At 66.2% G+C, this 21,402-nt stretch carries 20 protein-coding genes; 10 read left to right on the top strand and 10 right to left on the bottom strand.

Annotation, left to right across the window (positions count from 1 at the left end):
- The first annotated feature begins 23 nt into the window (after positions 1 to 23).
- The gene (locus SOM28_RS12395; protein WP_123070120.1) at positions 24 to 785 is read left to right on the top strand and encodes an SDR family NAD(P)-dependent oxidoreductase; all 762 of its coding nucleotides are present in this window, start codon (positions 24 to 26) and stop codon (positions 783 to 785) included.
- An 18-nt stretch (positions 786 to 803) separates the two neighbouring features.
- Positions 804 to 1,772, top strand: a complete 969-nt coding sequence (locus tag SOM28_RS12390; protein WP_320468292.1) for an SDR family NAD(P)-dependent oxidoreductase — start codon at positions 804 to 806, stop codon at positions 1,770 to 1,772.
- 76 nt (positions 1,773 to 1,848) lie between these two features.
- On the opposite strand, the gene SOM28_RS12385 is transcribed toward SOM28_RS12390, so the two are convergent.
- Positions 1,849 to 2,205 (bottom strand): winged helix-turn-helix transcriptional regulator, encoded by a 357-nt coding sequence (locus SOM28_RS12385; protein WP_123070118.1) that lies wholly within the window; start codon positions 2,203 to 2,205, stop codon positions 1,849 to 1,851.
- Positions 2,206 to 2,313: 108 nt separating this feature from the next.
- Between SOM28_RS12385 and SOM28_RS12380 the strand changes: the two genes are divergently transcribed.
- Positions 2,314 to 3,411 (top strand): alkene reductase, encoded by a 1,098-nt coding sequence (locus SOM28_RS12380; RefSeq protein ID WP_320468291.1) that lies wholly within the window; start codon positions 2,314 to 2,316, stop codon positions 3,409 to 3,411.
- On the opposite strand, the gene ggt is transcribed toward SOM28_RS12380, so the two are convergent.
- Together ggt and SOM28_RS12370 are read right to left on the bottom strand one after the other, a co-directional pair.
- Positions 3,408 to 5,180: a gamma-glutamyltransferase gene (ggt, locus tag SOM28_RS12375; RefSeq protein ID WP_320468290.1), complete on the bottom strand. Its 1,773-nt coding sequence runs from the start codon at positions 5,178 to 5,180 to the stop codon at positions 3,408 to 3,410. The genes SOM28_RS12380 and ggt overlap by 4 nt on opposite strands.
- Entirely contained in the window at positions 5,180 to 5,593 is a 414-nt protein-coding gene (locus SOM28_RS12370) for a hypothetical protein (protein ID WP_123070115.1), read from the bottom strand. The genes ggt and SOM28_RS12370 overlap by 1 nt, the downstream gene beginning before the upstream one ends.
- A 169-nt stretch (positions 5,594 to 5,762) precedes the next feature.
- Between SOM28_RS12370 and pstS the strand changes: the two genes are divergently transcribed.
- From pstS to SOM28_RS12350, 4 genes are all read left to right on the top strand, one after another.
- Complete coding sequence (gene pstS / locus SOM28_RS12365; protein ID WP_320468289.1) at positions 5,763 to 6,791, top strand: phosphate ABC transporter substrate-binding protein PstS; 1,029 nt, start codon at positions 5,763 to 5,765, stop codon at positions 6,789 to 6,791.
- A gap of 105 nt (positions 6,792 to 6,896) precedes the next feature.
- On the top strand, positions 6,897 to 7,559 hold the full coding sequence (locus SOM28_RS12360; protein ID WP_320468288.1) for a winged helix-turn-helix transcriptional regulator: 663 nt from the start codon (positions 6,897 to 6,899) through the stop codon (positions 7,557 to 7,559).
- A 105-nt stretch (positions 7,560 to 7,664) separates the two neighbouring features.
- Positions 7,665 to 10,352, top strand: a complete 2,688-nt coding sequence (locus SOM28_RS12355) for a bifunctional diguanylate cyclase/phosphodiesterase (protein ID WP_320468287.1) — start codon at positions 7,665 to 7,667, stop codon at positions 10,350 to 10,352.
- Positions 10,353 to 10,468: 116 nt separating this feature from the next.
- Complete coding sequence (locus SOM28_RS12350; protein WP_320468286.1) at positions 10,469 to 11,290, top strand: endonuclease/exonuclease/phosphatase family protein; 822 nt, start codon at positions 10,469 to 10,471, stop codon at positions 11,288 to 11,290.
- A 5-nt stretch (positions 11,291 to 11,295) separates the two neighbouring features.
- Here SOM28_RS12350 and yghU read toward each other — a convergent pair whose 3' ends face one another.
- The gene (gene yghU / locus SOM28_RS12345) at positions 11,296 to 12,138 is read right to left on the bottom strand and encodes a glutathione-dependent disulfide-bond oxidoreductase (RefSeq protein WP_123070110.1); all 843 of its coding nucleotides are present in this window, start codon (positions 12,136 to 12,138) and stop codon (positions 11,296 to 11,298) included.
- 211 nt (positions 12,139 to 12,349) lie between these two features.
- On the opposite strand from yghU, the gene SOM28_RS12340 reads away from it, so the two are divergent.
- Positions 12,350 to 13,963: a family 43 glycosylhydrolase gene (locus tag SOM28_RS12340; protein WP_320468285.1), complete on the top strand. Its 1,614-nt coding sequence runs from the start codon at positions 12,350 to 12,352 to the stop codon at positions 13,961 to 13,963.
- Between the two features lie 80 nt (positions 13,964 to 14,043).
- Positions 14,044 to 15,072: a GlxA family transcriptional regulator gene (locus tag SOM28_RS12335; RefSeq protein ID WP_320468284.1), complete on the top strand. Its 1,029-nt coding sequence runs from the start codon at positions 14,044 to 14,046 to the stop codon at positions 15,070 to 15,072.
- On the opposite strand, the gene SOM28_RS12330 is transcribed toward SOM28_RS12335, so the two are convergent.
- The 3 genes from SOM28_RS12330 to SOM28_RS12320 form a co-directional block, all read right to left on the bottom strand.
- Positions 15,050 to 15,802: an SDR family oxidoreductase gene (locus SOM28_RS12330; protein ID WP_320468283.1), complete on the bottom strand. Its 753-nt coding sequence runs from the start codon at positions 15,800 to 15,802 to the stop codon at positions 15,050 to 15,052. The genes SOM28_RS12335 and SOM28_RS12330 overlap by 23 nt on opposite strands.
- Before the next feature lie 144 nt (positions 15,803 to 15,946).
- Positions 15,947 to 16,444: an Ohr family peroxiredoxin gene (locus SOM28_RS12325; protein ID WP_147933708.1), complete on the bottom strand. Its 498-nt coding sequence runs from the start codon at positions 16,442 to 16,444 to the stop codon at positions 15,947 to 15,949.
- 108 nt (positions 16,445 to 16,552) lie between these two features.
- Positions 16,553 to 17,518, bottom strand: coding sequence for a LysR family transcriptional regulator (locus SOM28_RS12320; protein ID WP_320468401.1), 966 nt, complete (start codon positions 17,516 to 17,518; stop codon positions 16,553 to 16,555).
- Between the two features lie 287 nt (positions 17,519 to 17,805).
- Here SOM28_RS12320 and SOM28_RS12315 point away from each other — a divergent pair, with 287 nt between their 5' ends.
- Positions 17,806 to 18,216 (top strand): cupin domain-containing protein, encoded by a 411-nt coding sequence (locus SOM28_RS12315; RefSeq protein WP_123070104.1) that lies wholly within the window; start codon positions 17,806 to 17,808, stop codon positions 18,214 to 18,216.
- 137 nt (positions 18,217 to 18,353) lie between these two features.
- Here the strand turns inward: SOM28_RS12315 and rpoH are convergent, their stop codons facing one another.
- The 3 genes from rpoH to SOM28_RS12300 form a co-directional block, all read right to left on the bottom strand.
- A complete protein-coding gene (gene rpoH / locus SOM28_RS12310) occupies positions 18,354 to 19,244 on the bottom strand; it encodes an RNA polymerase sigma factor RpoH (RefSeq protein WP_147933710.1) in 891 nt (296 codons plus the stop codon).
- 559 nt (positions 19,245 to 19,803) lie between these two features.
- Positions 19,804 to 20,733: a permease-like cell division protein FtsX gene (gene ftsX / locus SOM28_RS12305; protein ID WP_123069412.1), complete on the bottom strand. Its 930-nt coding sequence runs from the start codon at positions 20,731 to 20,733 to the stop codon at positions 19,804 to 19,806.
- A complete protein-coding gene (locus tag SOM28_RS12300) occupies positions 20,730 to 21,401 on the bottom strand; it encodes a cell division ATP-binding protein FtsE (protein WP_109344952.1) in 672 nt (223 codons plus the stop codon). Before SOM28_RS12300 ends, ftsX begins: the two co-directional genes overlap by 4 nt.
- Position 21,402: the final 1 nt, after the last annotated feature.

Raw genomic sequence — 21,402 nt, 5'->3', positions numbered from 1 at the left:
AAACGTTGAGTTGGAGAGACAGTATGTCGAATGGTTTGAAAGGCAAGGTCGCGCTGGTGACCGGGGGCTCGCGCGGGCTGGGTGCGGTAATCGCCGAGGCGCTCGCGGCGGAAGGCGCCGACGTGGCGATCACCTATGTGGCCTCGGGCGGCAAGGCCGAGGCGGTGGTGGAGAAACTGAGGGCGAAGGGTGCGCGCGCGCTGGCCATCCGGAGCGACCAGGCCGACCTGGCGGCGGCCAGGCCGCTGGTCGACGCGGTGGTGGAGCATTTCGGCCGGCTCGACATTCTCGTCAACAATGCCGCGGTGGTGGCCAAGGGCCAGCATGTCGACGATCCCGCGCTCGACACCGCCAAACTGGACCATCAATGGCAGGTCAATGTCATGGGAACGATCGCGACCACGCGGGCGGCGGCGGCGGCCCTGTCCGATGGCGGCCGGATCATCTTCATCGGCTCGCTCAACGGCACCCTGGCCCTGATCCCCGGCGTGGCCGACTACGCCGGCACCAAGGCCGCCCTGATCGGCTACGCCAAGGGCGTGGCGCGCGACCTGGGGCCGCGCAACATCACCGTCAACGTGGTCCAGCCCGGCGCGATGCCGACCGACATGATGGTCGAGGCCCTGGGCAGCACGACGGCGCCCGACGCCTTCCTCGACATGCACCCGATCCGCCGCATCGCGACGCTCGAGGAGGTGGCGGCGCTGGTCAACTTCCTGGCCGGCCAGAACGGCGGCTACATCACCGGCGGCGTCATCGACGTGGCGGGTGGGCTCGGCATCTGACATTCGACAGGAAAAGACATGAGCACACGATTTGGAGCACAAACGACCGCCGATGAGGTATTGGCCGGGGTCGACCTGAAGGGCAAGCGTTTCCTGGTCACCGGCGCAGCGTCGGGCATCGGACTGGAAACGGCGCGTGCGCTGGCGGCGCGTGGCGCCGACATCGTCGGCGCGGTCCGGGACGTTGGCCGCGCCGAGGCTGCGACCGTTCCCGTACGGAACGCGGCGGCGCAGGCGGGCGGCAGCCTGACGCTGGTCGCACTCGACCTGGCCTCGCTGCAGAGCGTGCGCGCCGCCGGGTTCAACCTGCTGGCCGACGGCCGCCGCTTCGATGCGATCGTCGCCAATGCCGGCGTCATGGCCACGCCGTTCGGGACCACGGTGGATGGTGTCGAGACACAACTGGCGACCAACCACCTGGGCCACTTCGCGCTGCTGACGCAGATCGCGCCGCTGCTGGTCGACGGCGGTCGCCTGGTGGTGCTGTCCTCGCAGGCGCACCGGGTGGCCGACGTCGACCTGGACGATCCGAACTTCGAACGCCAGCCCTACGATGCCTTCGTCGCCTATGGCCGCTCGAAGACGGCCAATGCGCTGTTCGCGGTGGAATTCGACCGTCGCTACCGCGCACGCGGCGTGCGCGCCACGGCGGTCATGCCGGGCAACAGCATGACCGACTTGCCGCGCCACCTGGCGCCCGAACTTCTGCAAGGCTTGTTCGAGACCGTCGGCAAGGCGCGCAGCGACGCCGGCCTGCCGCCGGCGATGCTGAAGTCGATTCCGCAAGTGGCGGCGACCTCGGTGTGGGCGGCGGCGGTGGCCGACAAGGACGCCATCGGCGGCCAGTACCTGGAAGACGTCGCGGTAGCGCCGGTCAATGACCTGCCGAATCCGTTCGCCGATGGCGTGCGTTCGTATGCGCTCGACCTGGAAAAGGCCGCTGCATTGTGGGCAAAGAGCGAAGAGTGGATTGCCGCCGCGTCCTGAATGATCAGTACAAAATGACCCATACTTATTTTTTGGTAAGTATGGGTTCTGACCTGACATCCAGGCCGCGCGCAGCTCAGGCCTTACGGATCGCCCGCGCGGACGAGATTGCCGCGATCTCTTCCATATTCTCGCTGCCCCATGCGCATAGCGGCTGGAAGGTCTTCGCCAGATTCTTCCCGAACGACGTCAGCGCGTATTCGACATGGGGCGGGACCGTGCGAAAGTCGATGCGGCGCACCAGGCCATCGCAGGTCATTTCCTTGAGCTGCTGGCTCAGCATTTTCTCGCTGACATTGCCGACCAATCTGCGCAATTCGCTGAAACGCAATTGCTCACCGTGCATCAGGTGATACACGATCAGGAGTTTCCACTTGCCGCCGATGAGGTCGAGCACGGCCTCCATGCCGCAGTTGAAAGGAACATCTTTCATCGAACCATCTCCGTTTTTTACACTTACAAAAAAGTACGTACTGGTGTAAATCCTATCATGGCGGCTACTATCCTGGAAATGCGCACTAGCGATTTCGAGGAGTAACGAATGCAATCCAGCGACATCCTGTTTCAGCCGGTCAAGGTCGGCGAAGTCGAACTTCCCAACCGCATCGTCATGGCGTCGATGTCCCGCGCCCGGACCGACAATCCGGAGCATATTCCCGTCGCGCTACAGGCCGAGTACTACCGCCAGCGCGCGTCCGCCGGCCTGATCCTGAGCGAAGGAACCTGGCCGAGCGAGGAGGCGGTCGGCGCGTTGCACGTGCCGGGCCTGTTCACCGAAAGGCAGGCCGAAGGCTGGAAGCAGGTGACGGATACGGTGCATGCCGCCGGCGGCCGGATCTTCGTCCAGCTTGGCCACTGCGGCGCGGCCTCGCATCCCGACCTGCACGGCGGGCGCCTGCCGCTGGCGCCTTCTGCAATCAGCCTCGAGCAGCCGGTGTTCACGCCGGACGGTTTCAAGACTTCGCCCATTCCGCAGGCCATGACGCTCGGCGATATCGAGCGCACGATCGGCGACTATGCGCGGGCGACGCGGCTGGCGCGCCAGGCGGGATTCGATGGCGTCGAGTTGCACGGTATCGTCGGCTACCTGATCCCGGAGTTCCTGCACGACAGGTTCAACCTGCGCGAGGACCGCTACGGCGGCAGTGTCGAGAACCGCGCGCGCTTTCCACTCGAGGTGCTCGAAGCGATGATCGGTGAATGGAGTGCGGGCCGCATCGGCCTCAAGCTCAGTCCCGGCGTCGGTCTCGGCAAGCTCCAGCCGACGGCGCAAACCTTGTCGACCTACGAATACCTGGTGTCGCGGGTAGCGGAGCTGAAGATCGCCTACCTGCAGCTATACCATCCTGCAGGCGAGCTGGGGGGCACGCCGGTCGCGGCGCTTGGAGAGGGAACGGCCCGCTATTTCCGCCGCTTCTACGACGGCACGATCATGGCCAACGGCGGCTTGACGCTGGAATCGGCGCGCGCCCTGCTCGATGCAGGGGATGCCGATCTCGTATCGTTTGGCGCGCCCTATATCGCCAATCCCGATCTGGTCGAGCGCTTCCGGCAAGGATTGCCGCTCGCGTCGGCCGACCCGGAGACATATTACCAGGGAGGCGAGCACGGCTATACCGATTACCCGCCTGCCAGCTAGTGCCCGCGGCGCTGCACCAGCGCCGTGCCGACGCCGTGGCGCTTGCCCTCGCTGACGGCGGTGACGGTGCCATCCGGATTGAACACCAGCGCATTGGCGGCGCCGATTTCTTCGGCTGGTGACTCCCAGCGCTGGCCGAAGCCCGCCAGGGCGCGCGCCTGCGCGCTGCCCGCGTAGCCCGGTTCGACCGAAGTCACAGCCGCATTGCGCTGGCTGATGCGCGGCGCATCGAGCGCCTGGTCCATCGGCATGCCGAAGTCGACGTGGTTGACGATGGTCTGCAACACCGTGGTGATGATGGTCGAGCCGCCCGGGCTGCCGATGCTGAAGGCCGGCTTGCCGTCCTTGAGCGCGATGGTGGGCGCCATGCTCGAGCGTGGCCGCTTGCCGGCTTCGGGCACATTCGGGTGCGGGCCGCTGGCGTCGAAATCGAAGTCGGTGAGTTCGTTATTGAGCAGGAAGCCGTAGCCCGGCACCACGATCCCGCTGCCGCCCCAGGATTCGATGGTGAAGGTGTACGCCACCACATTGCCGTCCTTGTCCGACACCGTCAGGTGGGTGGTGTGCGCGCTCTCGGGCGCCAGCTTGATGGTGGCGGCCGGCTGGGTGCGCAGGGGGATGCTCGGATCGTTCTGGTAGCGGTAGGGGTCGCCCGCCGCCACCGCGCCCGGCGCGGCTTTCCGCGTATCGATCAACGCGCGGCGCTCGGCCGCATACTTTTTCGAGAGCAGGCCGGCGAGCGGCGCATCGACGTATTCCGGATCGGCCAGGTAGGCATTGCGGTCGGCGAATGCCAGGCGGCTGGCTTCGATATAGAGATGCTCGGCCTGGGCGCGCGGCAGCGATGCCAGGTCAAAGCCTTCGAGGATGTTGAGCGCATGCGCCACCGTCGGGCCGCCGCTGCTGGGCAGGGGCATGCCATACAGCTCGTAGCCGCGGTAGCTGCTGCGCAGGGCGGGGCGGATGCGCGCCTCGTAGTTGGCGAGATCCGCCATGGTTATCGCGCCGGGACGTACGGCATACCCTTTCGCGACCGGCGGCCGGTTGACGCTCTCGACGATCGCGCGCGCGATCGGCCCTTCATAGAATGCCTTCACGCCGCCTTGCGCGATCTCGCGGTAGGCGCGCGCCATGCCGGGATTGCGCAGCAGCGTGCCGGCGGGGAGTGCCTTGCCCTTGTGCAGGTACAGCTCGCTCGTCGGCGCGAACTGGCGGAATTTCTTTTCGTTCTGTCCCACCAGTTGGCTGAAATTGGCGTTGACCCGAAAACCCTTGTCGGCCACCGCGATGGCCGGCGCCAGCACTTGCGAAAAGCGCATGCTGCCGTAGCGTTCGAGCGCCTCATGCCAGCCGCGCACGGTGCCGGGCACGCCAACCGCCGCGCCGCTGGCCACCGCCGTCTCGAAGTCGAGCGGCTTGCCGTCGTGCTGGAACAGTTGCGGGCCCACGCTGGCAGGCGCCGTCTCGCGGTGGTCGATGGTGATCACGCGTTTGTCCCTGGCCAGGTAGATCACCATGAAGCCGCCGCCGCCGATGCCGCAGCTGAAGGGATCGGTGACGCCCAGCGTGGCGGCTGCGGCCACTGCCGCATCGACCGCATTGCCGCCCGCGTTCAGGATGGCCAGCGCCGACTGCGAAGCCTGTGCGCTGATCGTGGCGACGGCGCCGCCGGTGCCGGTCGCGACCGGCGCAGCCGCAACGCCGTGAAGGGAAACAGCAAGGACCAGGCCGCACGCCAGTGCGGCCCGCGGCAGGCGGCCCGGCGCCATCAGGTGCCGTACATATTGAAGACCACCGGATACGAGGCCGGTTTCTCTTCGGCCATGCCGCGCGGCGGCGGCACGAACGAGGGATCGAGTTCGACGCGCGCGCCGCGCAGGCCCGGCGAGGTAAAGCCAGGTTTTCCCTGCACCAGCCAGAAGCCCTGCGCCACATTGTTGGTGCGCAGGGTGAAGCGGTAGGCCAGCTGGCCGGCCCACATGCAGCGCGCATTGTCCGGGCAGCGGCTGTCGTCGGCGCCCTCGTAGGTGAGGGTCAGGCGCGAGTCCACCGGCAGCTGCGGCAGGTTCAGGGTCTGGCGCTCGCTCAGCGTGTACTGGGCGTCGGGCAGGTGGTCGGGCGTGGCGCAGGCCGACAGCAGGCCGGCGGCGGCGATGGAGAGGACGCAGGGCAGGGTGCGCATCGGTGTCATCCAGGGTTTGACGGGAAACCCATGATAGCAAAACCGCAAGCGGCCAGTCGCGTGACATCGAAAAGACAGGGGATGGTCAAGTCATAAACAGGTCATATTCGGCAGCTATTCTTTTTCCTGTAGTCCAAAACATACCCCTTAACCAAAGTTAGGAATAACAATGCTCAAGAAGATCCTCGCCGGCGCTGCCGCCACGCTCGTGATGACGACCTCGTTCGCCGCCGACATTACCGGCGCGGGCGCGACCTTCCCGTACCCGATCTACGCCAAGTGGGCTGAGAGCTACAAGGCCGCCACCGGCACCGGCCTGAACTACCAGTCGGTTGGCTCGGGCGCCGGCATCAAGCAGATCAAGGCGAAGACCGTGGACTTCGGCGCGTCGGACATGCCGCTGAAAGCGGAAGAGCTGGACAAGGAAGGCCTGATGCAGTTCCCGGCCATCATGGGCGGCGTGGTTGCCGTGGTCAACGTCGAAGGCGTGACCCCAGGCCAGCTGAAGATGACCGGTCCACTGCTGGCCGACATCTACATGGGCAAGATCACCAAGTGGAACGCAGCTGAAATCGCCGCCCTGAACCCAGGCGTGAAACTGCCGGCCGCCGACATCACCGTCGTGCACCGCGCCGACAGCTCGGGCACCTCGTTCCTGTTCACCGACTTCCTGGCCAAGACCAGCCCGGCATGGAGAGAGTCGATCGGCTCCGGCACCACCGTGAAGTGGGCCGTGGGCGTGGGCGGCAAGGGCAACGAAGGCGTCGCCGCCAACGTGCAGCGTATCAAGGGCGCGATCGGCTACGTCGAGTGGGCCTATGCCAAGAAGAACAAGCTGTCGCATACCCAGCTGCGCAACAAGGAAGGCGTTGACCTGCAACCGTCGGACGACGTGTTCAAGGCCGCTGCCGCCAATGCCGAGTGGACCAAGGCCCCAGGCTTCGGCGTGGTGCTGACCGACGGCGCCGGCAAGCAAAGCTGGCCGATCACCGGCGTGTCGTACATCCTGATGCACAAGACCCAGGCCGACGCCAATAAAGGCCAGGAAGTCGTGAAGTTCTTCGACTGGTCGTTCAAGAACGGCGCTCCTGCAGCCGCCGAACTGGACTACGTGCCGATGCCTGCCAGCGTCGTCAAGCAAGTCCAGGACGCCTGGAAAGCCAACCTGAAGGATGCTTCGGGCAAGGCCATCATGTAAGACGCCTGTGTGGCGACCAATCCGGCAGCCAGGCTGCCGGATTTTCTTTGGTGCGGTCGCGGCACCGCTGACCGCACCAATGTAGTTCCTCTTTTTGGGCATCCCATGACAACGGCGAACACGATCGTCCTGGTGATCGACGACAAGCCGGCCATTGCCGAGCTGCTCAAGTTCTCGCTGCACGAGGACGAGTGGGTCTGGCATGACGTGCCGAGCCTGGCGCAAGCCTGGGACTTCATCGGGCGCGAGCGCCCGGAACTATTGCTGCAGGAATCGATGCTGCGCAACGAAGGGGGCATGCGCCTGCTGGCGCGCCTGCGCGGCGACCGCCGCCTGCGCGAGCAGCCGGTGATCCTGCTGGCGGCGCAATGCGCCGAAGGCGAGCGTCCCGCCAGCCTCCCGGCGCCCATCCCCCATCCCGAATTCATTCCCCAGGCGCCGGCCGACCAGGTGCGCGAACTGTCGCCTGAATCGCGCCTGTTGCGCTCGGGCCGCCTGGTGCTCGATCCGCTCAGCTGCAGCGTGCGGGTGGGCAACCACAAGGTCGAGGTCAGGCATGCCGAATACCGGCTGCTGCGCTTTTTGCTGTGCCATCCGGGCCAGGTGTTTTCGCGCAGCCAGCTGCTGGAACAGCTGTGGGAAGCCCACGCCTCGCTCGACCAGCGTACGGTGGACGTGCACGTGCTGCGCCTGCGCAAGGCGCTGGGACGGGCCAAGTCGCTGATCAAGACCGTGCGCGGCGCCGGCTACATGCTGTCGCCGACCTGAACGGCGCTGGGGCCCGCCGTAGCGGGCCTCAGGAAAAATTACGCATGTCACAACGCTGACATGTTTGCTATCTAGACTTGCGGCAACTAGTCCTGATTGTCCGCAATGAGCAAACCTCCCGGCCTCGCCCCCTATCTGGATCCGGCACGCAGCAACCGCTTCCTGGTCCTGCTGTGGCCGCTGTTGGCCGTGCTGTTGTGCGCCGCGCTGTGGGCAGCGACCCTGCTGCGGGTGGAAGCCGAGCAGGAGGGCGTGGCCACCCAGGCGCGCAAGGACGTGGCGGCCTACGCCGAAGCCTACGAGCAGTACATCACGCGCTCGGTGGCGCAGATGGACCAGATCACGATGCAGCTGAAGTTCAGCTGGGAGAATTCGCGCCAGGCGGGCCTGCTCGACGAGATGCGGCGCGACGGCATGTTCACCGACAGCGCCTTCCACGTGGTGGCGGTGCTCGACCGCGGCGGCATCGTGCGCTCCAGCACGCGCGCCGGCCTGATCGGCGCCGACCTGGCCTCGGGCGCCTATTTCAACCACCACCGCGACAATAATTCGACCGCCCTGCGGGTCGGCACCGCGCCGACCCAGTTCGGCAGCGCCGACGACGTGGTGCTGTTTACGCGCCGCCTCGAAACCCGGGAGGAGGAATTCGACGGCCTGGTGCTGATGGCGATCGACGCCCGCTACTTCACGTCCTTCGTCAGCCCGGCCACCATCGGCGCCGGCGGCATCGTGGCGCTGGCCGGTAGCGAAGGGCGCTTGCGGGTCGAGCAGCGCAGCAACGGCGCATCGTTCGTGGACGCGGTCGCGCTGCCGCGCCGCGGCGCCGTCTGGTCGGGCGAGCAGGGCGTGCGCCTGGTCGAGGGCGTCGACGGCTTTGCCGATGGCCAGTTGCGCGTGCTGGGCTGGCGCCAGTCGACCGTGTATCCGCTGGTGGCCCTGGTCGGCTTGCCGCAGCACGATGCGCTGGCGGCCAACAACGGCTACTGGATCGAAAGCCGCGACCGCGCCATCGTCGCCACCCTGTGCCTGCTGCTGCTGGGCGCGGTCGGGGCGGTGCTGGCGCGGCGCGCCGTGGCGCGCGACAAGGAACAGGACGAAGTGCGGCGCGCCTACCGCACCGCCACCGAGAGCGGCAACGATGGCTTCTACATGGCCTCGGCGGTGCGCGCGCGCGACGGCCAGATCACGGATTTCCGCATCGTCGACTGCAACGAGCGCGGCGCCTTCTTCTACGGCGTGACGCGCGACGCGCTGGTCGGGAAAAGCCTGACCGAGATCGACAGCGGCCTGTTCGGCGAAGAACTGCTGTCGACCTACCGCAAGGCGATGGACAGCGGCTTTTATGAGGACGACCGCAAGATGCCGAGCGATAACCGGCTCAACATCAGCTGGGGCCGCCGGCGCCTGGTACGGGTCGGCAACGGCCTGGCGGTGACCCTGCAGGACATCAGCGAGCGCAAGGCCCACGAAGACCAGCTCGAGCGCCTGGCCAACGAAGATACGCTGACCGGCCTGGCCACCCGCCACGCCTTTTTGGAGTGCATGCCGGCCATGCTGGCCGGGGCCCAGGGCGCAAACACCCACGCCGCGCTGCTGTTCATCGACCTCGACGAATTCAAGTATGTGAACGACACCCACGGCCACGCCACCGGCGACCAGCTGCTCAAGGCCGCCGCCGGCCGCCTGCTGTCCCTGCTGCGGCCGAGCGATCAGGTGGCGCGCTTCGGTGGCGATGAATTCGTGGTCTTGCTGTCGCCCTGCGACGGCGAGCGCCAGGCCGCTTCGGTGGCTTCGCGCATCGTGGAAGCCTTCGGCGTGCCGTTCCTGATCGGCGACGAGCTGCACGCCGTGGGTTCTTCGATCGGCATCAGCATGTACCCGCGCGACGGGCTGGATGCCGAGACCCTGGTCAAGCACAGCGACATCGCCATGTACGTCGGCAAGAACGAAGGCAAGGGGCAGTATCGTTTCTTCGATCCCTCGCTGTCGTCGACCCTCAATTCGCGTGCGCGCCTGAAGCAGAACATGCTCGAAGCGCTGGAGGCCGACCAGTTCGTGCTGCACTACCAGCCGCGCGTGGATGCCCGCAGCGGAGAATTGCTGAGCATGGAAGCGCTGGTGCGCTGGCGCCATCCGACCCTGGGCATGGTGGCGCCGGGCGAATTCATCCCGCTGGCCGAAGCCACCGGGCTGATCGTGCGCATCGGCGAGACCGTGATCGACAAGGCCTGCGCCCAGCTGGCCGCCTGGCGCGAGGCCGGCGTGGCGCTGGTGCCGGTCTCGATCAACGTCTCGCCCAAGCAATTCCTGCGCGGCGGCGTGCAGCGCCAGCTGAGCGCGGCGCTGGTGAGGCACCGGGTGCCGGCCAGCCTGATCGAGGTCGAGATCACCGAGTCGGCGATGATGGGCGACCAGGACGACATCCTGGCCGAACTGGCGGCCCTGCGTGCACTGGGCGTGAAGCTGCATGTGGACGATTTCGGCACCGGCTACTCGTCGCTGTCGCAGCTGCAGCGATTGAAGATGGACGTGCTGAAGGTCGACCGCGCCTTCACCACCGAGCTGGCCAACTCGAAAGAGGGCAAGGTGTTCTTCCAGGCCATCGTGTCGATGGCGCACGCGCTGGGCATGTCGGTGGTCGCCGAGGGCGTCGAGACCGCGGAGCAGCTGGCGATATTGCGCCACCTCGATTGCAACGAGGTGCAGGGCTATTACATTGCGCGCCCGGTGCCGGCGGACGAGATGGCGGCGATGATGCAGCGGCGCTATCTGCTCGATGCCGCGGTAGCGTAGTTTAGTAAAGCGCCTAAACTGCGCCTCTTTCGGGCCGGTTGGCGCAATGGTGCAGGCAGCTTGTGCTTAACTTGTCACGGTATCCACTTTCCCGCCCCTGGACCATGAAGATCGTCTTGTCACTTTTCACCGCGCTCGCCGTCCTGTTCGGCAGCGCCGCCGCCGCCCCGATGAACGTCGCCAGCTTCAACCTGCGCTACAACAATCCCCAGGATGGCCCCAATGCCTGGCCGGCGCGCAAGGAGCTGGTCAAGGCGCTGATCCGCCATCATGAGTTCGACATCGTCGGCACGCAGGAGGGACTCGCCGGCCAGGTCGCGGACCTGGCGCAGATGGAAGAATTCGACCACGTCGGCGTCGGCCGCGACGATGGCAAGCAGGCCGGCGAGCATTCGGCCATCTTCTATCGCAAGAGCCGCTTCGCGCTGCTGGACAAGGGCGACTTCTGGCTCAGCGAAACGCCCGAGCGCCCATCGCTCGGCTGGGACGCCACCTGCTGCAACCGCATCGTGTCATGGGCCAAGCTGCGCGAGCGCGGCAATGGCCGCGTGTTCTACGTCTTTTCGGCGCACTTCGACCACGAGGGCGTCGTCGCGCGCCGTGCCTCGGCTGACCTGCTGCTGCGCAAGATCGCGGAAATCAGCCGCGGCGAAGCGGCGATCTGCGTGGGCGACTTTAATTCGACGCCCGATACGCCGCAGATGCAGGTGATGGCGAAAGCCATGCGCGACGCCTTCCAGGTGAGCCAGACGCCGCCGTACGGCCCGGTGGGCACCTACCACGGCTTCCGCTTCGACGCGCCCATGCTCGATCGCATCGACTACGTCTACGTCGACACGCATTTCGAGGTGCTCAAATACGCGGCCCTGAGCGATTCGCTCCACGGACGCTTTCCGTCGGACCACCATCCGGTGGTCGCGCGCGTCGAATTCCGGTAAGTCGCTCAGTCGAGGTCGGCCGCGGCGTGCCGCTCGTGCACCTGGTCGGCCTCCGGGCCGAATGAACGGTTGACCTTGCGTCCGCGGATGACGGCGGGCCGCGCGGCGATCTCGTCGGCCCAGCGTTTCACGTGCTTGTATTCGTGCACCGACAGGAATTCCGCCGCATCGTACAACTGGCCCAGCACCAGGCCGCCATACCAGGGCCAGATCGCCATGTCGGCGATCGTGTATTCCTCGCCCGCAACGAAGCGCTTGTCGGCCAGGTGGCGGTCGAGCACGTCGAGCTGGCGCTTGGCTTCCATCGCATAGCGGTCGATCGGGTACTGCAGCTTTTCCGGCGCATAGGCATAGAAGTGACCGAAACCGCCGCCGACAAAAGGAGCCGAACCCATCTGCCAGAACAGCCAGTTCATGGTCTCTGCACGGGCCACGCCGTCCTTGGGCAGGAAGGCGCCGAATTTTTCGGCCAGGTAGACCAGGATCGAGCCGGATTCGAACACACGCACCGGTTCGGCGCCACTGCGGTCGACCAGGGCCGGAATCTTCGAATTCGGATTGGCCTCGACGAAACCGCTCGAGAACTGCATGCCTTCGTTGATGCGGATGAGCCAGGCATCGTATTCCGCGCCGCTGTGGCCGGCCGCCAGCAGTTCTTCCAGCAGGATCGTCACCTTCACGCCGTTCGGCGTGGCCAGCGAATACAGCTGCAGCGGATGCTTGCCGACCGGGAGTTCCTTGTCGTGGGTCGGGCCTGCGACCGGGCGGTTGATGCTGGCGAAGGCGCCTCCCGACGAGGCGGGTGGGGTCCAGACTTTCGGTGGGACGTAGGATGCTTGGTCAGCCATGTGCTCTCCTTGAACTTGCCGTGACAAAGAATTCATTCTAGCCAAAGGAAGAAAAATCCGTTGGAGAGGCCGCGAAAAGGGCGGGTTGCCCTGCCACTTGCTACAAGATTCGTACAACTTTCCGCATTTACATGGGGAAAAGTCGGCTACCGCTGGCGTCGGCACGGGCGATTTCCTATCCTGTCCGGTCTACCACGAGAAAGACCAGGACATGACGAACCCTTCGCGTCGCGACGCCTTCAAGATCCTGCTGGCCGGCGCCAGCCTGCCGGCGCTGCCCGCGGCGGCGGCATCATCGACCGACTGCCAGGCTGGCGGCCAGGCCTGGCGCCGCGGCATCGAAGGCCAGCGCCAGGCCGACCAGGGCGGCGGCACCTATCTGAACCCCATCCTCGCCGGCGACCATCCCGATCCCACCGTCCTCAAGGACGGCAAGGATTACTACCTGACGTATTCCTCGTTCTATTCCTACCCGGGCCTGGTGATCTGGCACTCGACCGACCTGGTCAACTGGCGCCCGGTCGCGCCGGCGCTGAAGCAACCCCTGGGGACGATATGGGCCGTCGACCTGTGCAAGCACGACGGCCGCTATTTCATCTATATCCCGGCCGCGCCGGACGGCAAGCCGTGGTCGATCTACGCAATCTGGGCCGACCGCATCGAGGGGCCGTGGAGCGACCCGGTCGACCTCAAGATCGCGGACTGCATCGATCCGGGCCACGTGGTGGGAGAGGACGGCAAGCGCTACCTGTTCGTCAACGGCATCCGCAAGATCCGGCTGACCGACGACGGCCTGGCCACTGACGGCAAGCTGGAAAAAGCCTATGAACCGTGGCGTTATCCGGCCGACTGGGTGGTCGAGAACTTCGCGCCCGAAGGCCCCAAGCTGCTGCGGCGCGGCAAATGGTTCTATCTGGTGACGGCGGTCGGCGGCACCGCCGGTCCGGTCACCGGCCATATGGTGATCGCGGCGCGTTCGACCTCGGTCCACGGGCCATGGGAACACTGCCCGCACAATCCGCTGGTGCGTTCGCTGAGCACCGCCGAGCCGTGGTGGTCGCGCGGTCATGCGACGCTGATCGAAGGGCCGGCCGGCGACTGGTGGATGATTTATCACGGCTACGAAAACGGCTACCGCACGCTGGGGCGGCAAACCCTGCTCGAACCGATGGAGTGGACCGACGATGGCTGGTTCCGCGCGCTGGGCGGCGACCTGTCCAGGCCCCTGCCCATGCCCAAGGGCGGCAGGAAGGGTGCAGCCGGTTTCGCCCTGTCCGACGATTTCAGGCGCGATCGTTTCGGTGTCCAATGGAGTTTCCACGATCCGGCGCCGGACGAGATGACGCGCGTACGCTTCACGCAGGATGGCCTGCGCATCGCGGGGCGCGGAAAGTCGCCGGCCGACAGCCGCCCGCTGACTTGTTCCGCCGGCGACCGCGCCTATGAGGTAGAGGTGGATCTCACCCTGGAGGGAGAGGCCGAGGCCGGCCTGCTGCTGTTCTACAGCCAAAAAGCCTTCGTCGGCATCGGTTTCACGCGCGACGAGGTCAAGACCTTCCAGTACGCCGAAGAGCAGGGCTGGGCCCGGGGCAAGCGCAAGACCTCTTCGGTGCGGGTTCGGATGACGAACGACGATCACGTCGTCACCTGGCGCTATTCCCACGACGGCGGCAAGACCTGGACCCTGCACGGCACGCGGATGGAGGTCTCCGGCATCCACCACAATGTGTTCGGCGGCTTCCTGAGCCTGAAAGTGGGCATCTACAGCGCGGGCAAGGGCGCGGTCACGCTGGGCGACTTCCGCTACCGGGCGCTGCCGGCGTAACGACTTGACCTGCCGGATCGGGCGGCCATACTATAGCTGACCTCGTCGTATCCACGGCGGGTAACGCCCATCCAGCACAAATGAACTTGCCTCTCACGCCAGCGGCGCCGCGCCAGGCGCGCCTTGTCCTGTTCGTCGGCTTCCCCGGCATGTGCATGCTCGACATCGCCGGGCCGCAGACCGTGTTCTGGTGCGCGTCGAAAGTGATGCAAGAGCGCGGCCTGCCGGGCTATGTGCGGCACACGGTCAGCCTCGACGGCGGCCTGGTGCAGACCCTGGAAGGCGTCGCGATGCAGACCGAGCGGCTGGACGGTTTCGCGCCCACCGAGGTCGATACCGTGGTCGTGCCCGGCTCGGCGGACATCGTCACCGCGGTGCGCGAACAGCAGGCGCTGGTCGCCTGGCTGCAGCGCCATGCGGGCGAGATGCGCCGCATGTCCTCGGTGTGCACCGGCGCCTTCGTGCTCGCCGCCGCTGGCCTGCTCGACGGCAAACGCGCCGCCACCCACTGGCTGACTTATGACCTGCTGCGCGACACCTATCCGCTGGTCGAGGTGGATCGCGAAGCGATCTTCGTCCAGCATGGCGACACCTGGACCTCGGGCGGCGTCACCGCCGGCATCGACCTGGCGCTGGCGATGGTCGAAGCCGATTGCGGCCGCGAGGTGGCGCTGGCCGTCGCGCGCGAGCTGGTGGTGTTCGTCAAGCGCCCCAGCAAGCAGCCCCAGCTCAGCCGGATGCTGCAGGCCCAGGCCGGCGACGGTCCGCTGTTCGACGAGCTGCATATGTGGATCCTGGCCAATCTCGAACGGACCGACCTGAGCGTCGAGGTGCTGGCCGCGCAGATGCGCATGAGTCCACGCAACTTCAGCCGCGTGTACAAGGACAAGACCGGCCAGACGCCGGCCCGGGCGGTCGAACGCTTCCGCCTGGAGACGGCGTGCCGGCTGCTCGAGGATTCCGGACGTCACCTCGACGGGATCGCCCAGCTGTGCGGATTCAGCGACGAGGGGCGCATGCGCAAGACCTTCCAGCGCCATCTGCACACCTCTCCGAGCGCCTACCGCCAGCGGCTGGCGCCAGTCCCTAGCGTGCCGCCTGCGCCTTGAGCCAGTCGTCGACCTTCACCGTGCCCAGGCGCGCACCGGGACCCGGCACCAGCGTGTCTTCCTGCAGCAGGGCGCCGAAGTAGCGCGCCTGGTCGTCGGCCACGACCTTGCGCTGATCTCCCTTGGCTTGCAGGTAGTGCTGGACCAGGTCGGCCAGGCGCACGCGCTCGGGGCCGGCGATCTCGACCACGCCATTGCGCGGCGCGCCGAGGGTGTAGTCGGCCATGGCCAGCGCCACGTCGTCCGACGAAATGGCCTGGATGTTGGCGGGCGACAGGCGGATTGCATCGCCCTCCGTGCCGGACGCCGCGATCCCGCCCAGGAACTCGAAGAACTGGGTCGAGTGCACGATGGTGTAGGGCAGGCCGGACTCGCGGATCAGCGCCTCTTGCGCGATCTTGCCGCGGAAGTAGCCGCTCTCGGCCAGGCGGTCGGTGCCGACCACCGACAGCGCGACGTGGTGCTTGATGCCGGCCTTCTTCGCCGCGCCCAGCAGGTTGCGGCCCGAGGTGGTGAAGAAGTCCATCACCGCGTCGTCGGCGAACGAGGGCGAGTTGGCCACGTCCACCACGATGTCGGCGCCGGCAAGCGCTTCGTCCAGGCCCTTGCCGCTCATGGTGTCGACGCCGGTGTTCGGGGAGGCGGCCACGGCCTCGTGGCCGCGCTGCTTGAGGATGGCGACCAGTTTGCTGCCGATCAGGCCGGTGCCGCCGATGACGATGATGTTCATGATGTCCTTTCAGATCCCAGAGCGGCTGGGCGCCGTGTGCGACGATTCGCCTCGGTATCGAGTGTAGGAGCGTGCCTGACGCGGCGGTAGGCCCATCCGGGGCGGCACGCTGGTGCATGCCAGGCACCAATCATCGGCCTGCCTTCAGCGCACCAGCGCCACCACGCACACGATGCCCTGGCGCGCCATCTTGGCATAGGGGCAGATGCGCTCGGTATTGCGGATGAGTTCCTCGGCGGTCGCGCGCGGCACCCGCGGCAGGTCGATGCGGATCTCGGCCATCAGGGTGTACAGGCCGTCGACCGGGTCGCGGCCGAAGGTGACCGCGGCGTCGACGGTGGCGTCCTCGAGGGCGATGCCGGCGCGCGTCGCCAGCAGGTTGAGCGCGCCATGGAAACAGGCGGCAAAACCGGCGGCGAACAGCTGCTCGGGATTGGTGCCGCCGCCGGGACCGCCCAGCGCGGACGGCAGGCGCAGGGCCAGTTCGAGGTTGCCGTCGTCGGAACGGGCGATGCCGGAAGCGCGTCCGTGCGCCGCCTCGCCGCCGCTAACCCGCACCGTGGTCGAGTACAGCGGATGGAAATCGTCGCCGACGTATTTGTCGAGCAGGGTGATGGGCGGGGGCGCCAGCCGTTTTTTCAACGCGGTCTCCTGTATTGGTTTTGGCCAGTGTAGGAAGGCGCGGCGCCGGCTGCTAGCGCCGCGCCGGTCACTGTGGTGTATCCCGTCGCGCAACAATCGCGCCGGGCATCAGGCGCCCAAGCCGGTCAGGCAGTGCAGGTCGAGCGCGCGGATGCGCGGGGTGATGTAGTCGATGAAGACCCGGGTGCGCAGCGGCAAGTGGTGCCGGCTCAGGTAGCAGATGTAGTGGCCGCGGTCGTCCGGCGCGTGCTGGGGCAGGCAGGCGACCAGGCGGCCCGCGCGCAGGTGCTCGCACACCTGGTAGCCGGCCATCTGCGCCAGGCCGGCGCCGTCCAGCACTGCCTGCAGCACCAGCTCGGCGTCGTTGAAGCTGTGGTTCGCCATGGGCAGCAGCGTGCGGCGCCGGCCGTTTTCCTTGAATTCCCATTCGCATACCTGGCCCGAGGGCAGGCGCAGGTTGACGCAGCGGTGCCGCGCCACGTCGTCGATCGTCTGCGGCAGGCCATGCGCGCTTGCATAGGCGGGCGACGCGCACACCAGCATCTGCATCGGGATCAGCTGGCGCGCGACCAGCTGGCTGTCGTCCAGGCGGCCGTTGCGGAACGACACGTCGATGCGGTCGGCGATGAAGTCGAGCGGGCTGTCGTCGAGGATCAGGTCGAGCCGGATGTCCGGATAGCCGGCGTGGAAGCCGCGCAGCAGCGGCGCCACGATCTTGCGGCCGAAGTCGCTCGCCGCGTGCAGGCGCAGCTGGCCGCGCGGCACGCCGCAGCGCAGCTCGCGCATCTCTTCCACCGATTGCACGATCCGCTCGACCCCCGGTTTGCAATTGGCGTAGAACAGTTCGCCTTCGCTGGTGAGCGAGGTGCTGCGCGTGGTGCGCAGGAACAGGCGGGTATCGAGCTGCGTTTCCAGTTTCTGCACGCTGCGGCTGACGGCGGAGCGGCCGATGCCGAGGCGCTCGGCGGCGCGGGCGAACGAGCCTTCGTGGACCACGGCGATGAAGGCGAGCACGCCGGCATAGGTGGTGGAAAAGCTCGAGGCCAGCCCATCCATTTCAGGCGCGGCCGGCATCGTTGGGGATGACGGCTGGATGAATTCACCGATCGCGAAGCGTTCGCTCTTCATGGCTTTCTCTCAGGCGCTACTTAGTTGCTCATGTGACTTCCGTCATGGTAGTTGTGGGTGATCTTTTTCGTAAATGACAAATAACAGCCGAATCCCGCCAAGGCTTTGCGAACGGCGCGTGGCGCGGATTGTTGCGTTTGAGGCAGCAGCATGGGGACCGGCGCACGCCTGTTGCGCCCGCAGCATGCGCCCTACACTGGCTCCATATTCACCCATGTACTGAAGGAGAGACCATGTCACGCCTGAGAAAATTCGCCGGCGCCGCCGGCCTGTTGATGACCCTGCCGCTGGCGGCGCCCGTCTGGGCCGCGGCGCTGGACCCCGTCGTCAACGAGCTGTTCAGCAAGGCGCTGGACGACCATCCCGGCAAGGAGGTCCTGATGATCACCGTCGTCTATCCACCGGGCGGCGGCGACCCCGTCCACCGCCACGATGCGCATGGCTTCATCTATGTGCTGGAAGGGACGATCGTGATGGGCGTGAAGGGCGGGAAGGAGCACACGCTGGGGCCAGGCGAGACCTTCTATGAGAATCCGCGCGACCTGCACACGGTGGGGCGCAATGCGAGCAAGACCAAGCCGGCCAAGTTCCTCGTCTTCCTGCTCAAGGACAAGAACAAGCCGTTCTTCATGCCGGTGCATTGAGGCGCAGGCAACAAACAGTTGGCCCAAAAACGTCGTCCCCGTGGAGGCGGGGACCCAAGTACTGCATGCGTAGACTGAACGCTTGCAACCTTGGGTCCCCGCCTGCGCGGGGACGACGGTGGCTGGAGCTGGGTGGCTTAGACGTAAGCCGCCAGCGCGCCTTTCATCTTCTTGAGCGCGGCCGATTCGATCTGGCGGATGCGCTCGGCCGACACGCTGAACTCTTCGGCCAGCGTATGCAGCGTGGCGCCCGAGCCGTCGTCGTTGGCCAGCCAGCGCGCCTCGATGATGCGGCGCGAACGCGGGTCGAGCTTGCCCAGCGCCGTTTCCAGGCCCTCGGACTGCAGGCGGGTGACCTGCTCGGCCTCGAGCACCTTGGTCGGTTCCTGCTGGTCCGACGACAGGTAGGCGATCGGCGAGAACTTGTCGTCTTCGTCGTCGGTCGGCGACTCCAGCGCGATGTCGCGGCCCGACAGACGGGTTTCCATCTCGATCACTTCTTCGCGCTTGACGCCCAGCAGCTTGGCCAGGTCGTCGACCTGAGTCGGCGACATCGCATCCAGGCCGGTCTTGTTGCTGCGCAGGTTGAAGAACAGCTTGCGCTGGGCCTTGGTCGTGGCGACCTTTACGAGACGCCAGTTCTTGAGGATGTATTCATGCATCTCGGCCTTGATCCAGTGCATGGCGTACGACACCAGGCGCACGCCCTGGTTCGGGTCGAAGCGCTTGACTGCCTTCATCAGGCCGATATTGCCTTCCTGGATCAGGTCGGCGTGCGGCAGGCCATAGCCCAGATAGCCGCGCGCGATCGATACCACCAGGCGCAGGTGCGACAGCACCAGTTTTTGCGCCGCGTCGAGATCATGGTCGTCGCGCAGCCGCTTCGCCAGCGAAACCTCTTCTTCGTGCGTGAGCATCGGCAGGCGGTTGACGGCCGAGATATAGGCGTCGATATTGCCCAGATTGCCGGTGAAACCCAGTCCCAGAGCACGACTGCCGGTCGGAACCAATGCGGATTGTGCGGACATATTCATTTCCCTCGTAGTAATCTTGCTGCATCCTTAATGTGCCATAACTTATTGCCTTGTGGCACTAATGTTACGGCTTGTTACCTGGACGCGTGACTTGAATTTCGATTGCCTTGGACCATATATTAGCACTCCCCCGGGGAGAGTGCTAGAAGTGGTCCCGGCGCTTAAGATTGTTCAAAGTATTGCTCTCGGGAATTAAATTGCCGACGGTTCCACTGTAGAGCAGCTCTTGCATGTTCAGTTGATTCGGCTCAAAAGTGAGCCAGGAATGACTGGAATAACGTTAGACACAGCTTACGGCCGGTGAGGCCCGTATTCTGTTGAATGGCGCACGTAGCCACGGCGCAGCCTGTAGGACTTTTGCGCGTGGAAGCGTAGGGGATGGCAGCTAGGCCGTAGGATTCATTGCGGTGTCAAGCGACGTGGTCTTGTCCAGTAGAGGGGCAGGCAGCCACACAGGAGGGCCGCCTCGCCCTGTCAGCAGAGATGGTGATGCTTATTGCGTTTTCAATACCGTCTCGACTATTTTTTCACTGCAACTCTGTAGGACCGCCGTTCAACGCTGGCGCGCCAGGTGACGCCGCACCGACAGCAGGGCGCCGACCAGTCCCAGCCCGGCGCTGACCGCCAGCAGGCCGGCAATCTCCAGTTCACCCAGCGCCGTCAGCTGGAAATTCGAGCCGTACAGGCGGGCGAATTCCCCGATCGCGCCGTTCAGCGGGCGCAGCGCCAGGGTCACCACGCCCAACGCCACCGCGCCAGCGCACAGGCCGAGCAGGGCGCCGGTATAGAAGAACGGACGGTGGATGAAATCGTTGGTCGCGCCCAGCAGTTGCGAGACCGAGATTTCTTCTTTCTGGGTCAGCACCTGCAGGCGGATCGTGTTGAACACGACCGCGATCACGACGATGCCCAAGGTGGCCGCCAGCAGCAGCAGCGCCAGGCGCAGGATGGCTAGCATCGCGGCCAGGCGCTTGACCCAGGCCGAATCGACCTGCACCGTCTCCACGCCCGGCAGTTCGGCCAGGCGTTCGGTGATCAGGTCCACCTGGCCGGCGGCGCCGGCGCTGGCGAAGCCGCCCAGCTTCATCACATAGCTGTCGGGCAGGGGATTGTCGCCCAGGGTTTCCAGCACGTCGCCCAGGCCGCTGCGCTCCTTGAGCGAAGCGAGCGCCTGCTCGCGTGGCACGAAGGCGATCTCCGCCTCGCCCTTGCCCTGTTGTGCGACGAGCTGGCGGATGCGCGGCGCCAGCGCCTCGGCATCGGCGCGGCTGGCGTCGTCGCGCATGAACAGGCTGATCTCGGGATCGACCGACAGTTGCTCGGACAGGGGACGTACATTGTCGAGCAGGGTGATGCCCGCGAACGGCAGGGTCAGCGCGAGCGCGACCACCAGCACGTTGAACAGGAAGCTGCCGGGCGACTTGCGCACCGTCGACAGTGCGGCCCCGAGGGCGAAGCGGTGCTGGCGCAGCCACGGGCTCATGCCGCACCTCCGACCAGTTGGCCTTGTTCGAGGCGGATCACCCGCGCGGCGCTGTCCAGCACTTGCTCGTCGTGGGTCGAAATGACGCAGGTGACGCCGGCGGCGTGGAAGGCGCGCAGCGCGTCCAGCACCTTGTCGGCCGCCACGCGGTCGAGATTGGCGGTTGGTTCGTCGGCCAGGATGATCTGCGGCCGGTTGACGATCGCGCGCGCGACCGCCACCCGCTGCTGTTCGCCGCCCGACAGTTCGAGCGGCATCGCCCTGGCGCGGTCGAGCAGGCCGACCCGGTCGAGCGCGGCGCGGGCGCGCTGCGCTGCGTCCGCGGTGCGTGCGCCCGTCACCAGCAGTGGCAGCATGGTGTTGGCCAGGATGTTGCGGTCATTGAGCAGGCGCTGCTGCTGGAAGATGATGCCGATATTCCGGCGCAGGAAGGGAATCCCGGCCGGCTTGATGCGGCCGATGTCCTGGCCGTTGACGATCACCTTGCCGCTGCTGGGACGCTCGACCGCCGCCACCATCTTCATGAGGGTCGACTTGCCGGCGCCCGACGGGCCGGCCAGGTAGACCAGCTCGCCCTTGGCGATGTCGAGCGAGACGTCGTGCAGCGCATACGCGCCGCGCGCATCGCCGTGGGTGTACTGTTTGGATACCGACTGGAATGCGATCATG

The sequence above is a fragment of the Massilia sp. CFBP9026 genome, from assembly GCF_034045165.1.
Classification (GTDB): domain Bacteria; phylum Pseudomonadota; class Gammaproteobacteria; order Burkholderiales; family Burkholderiaceae_D; genus Telluria; species Telluria arenae.
This window is presented reverse-complemented; position numbering and strand designations above follow the sequence as displayed.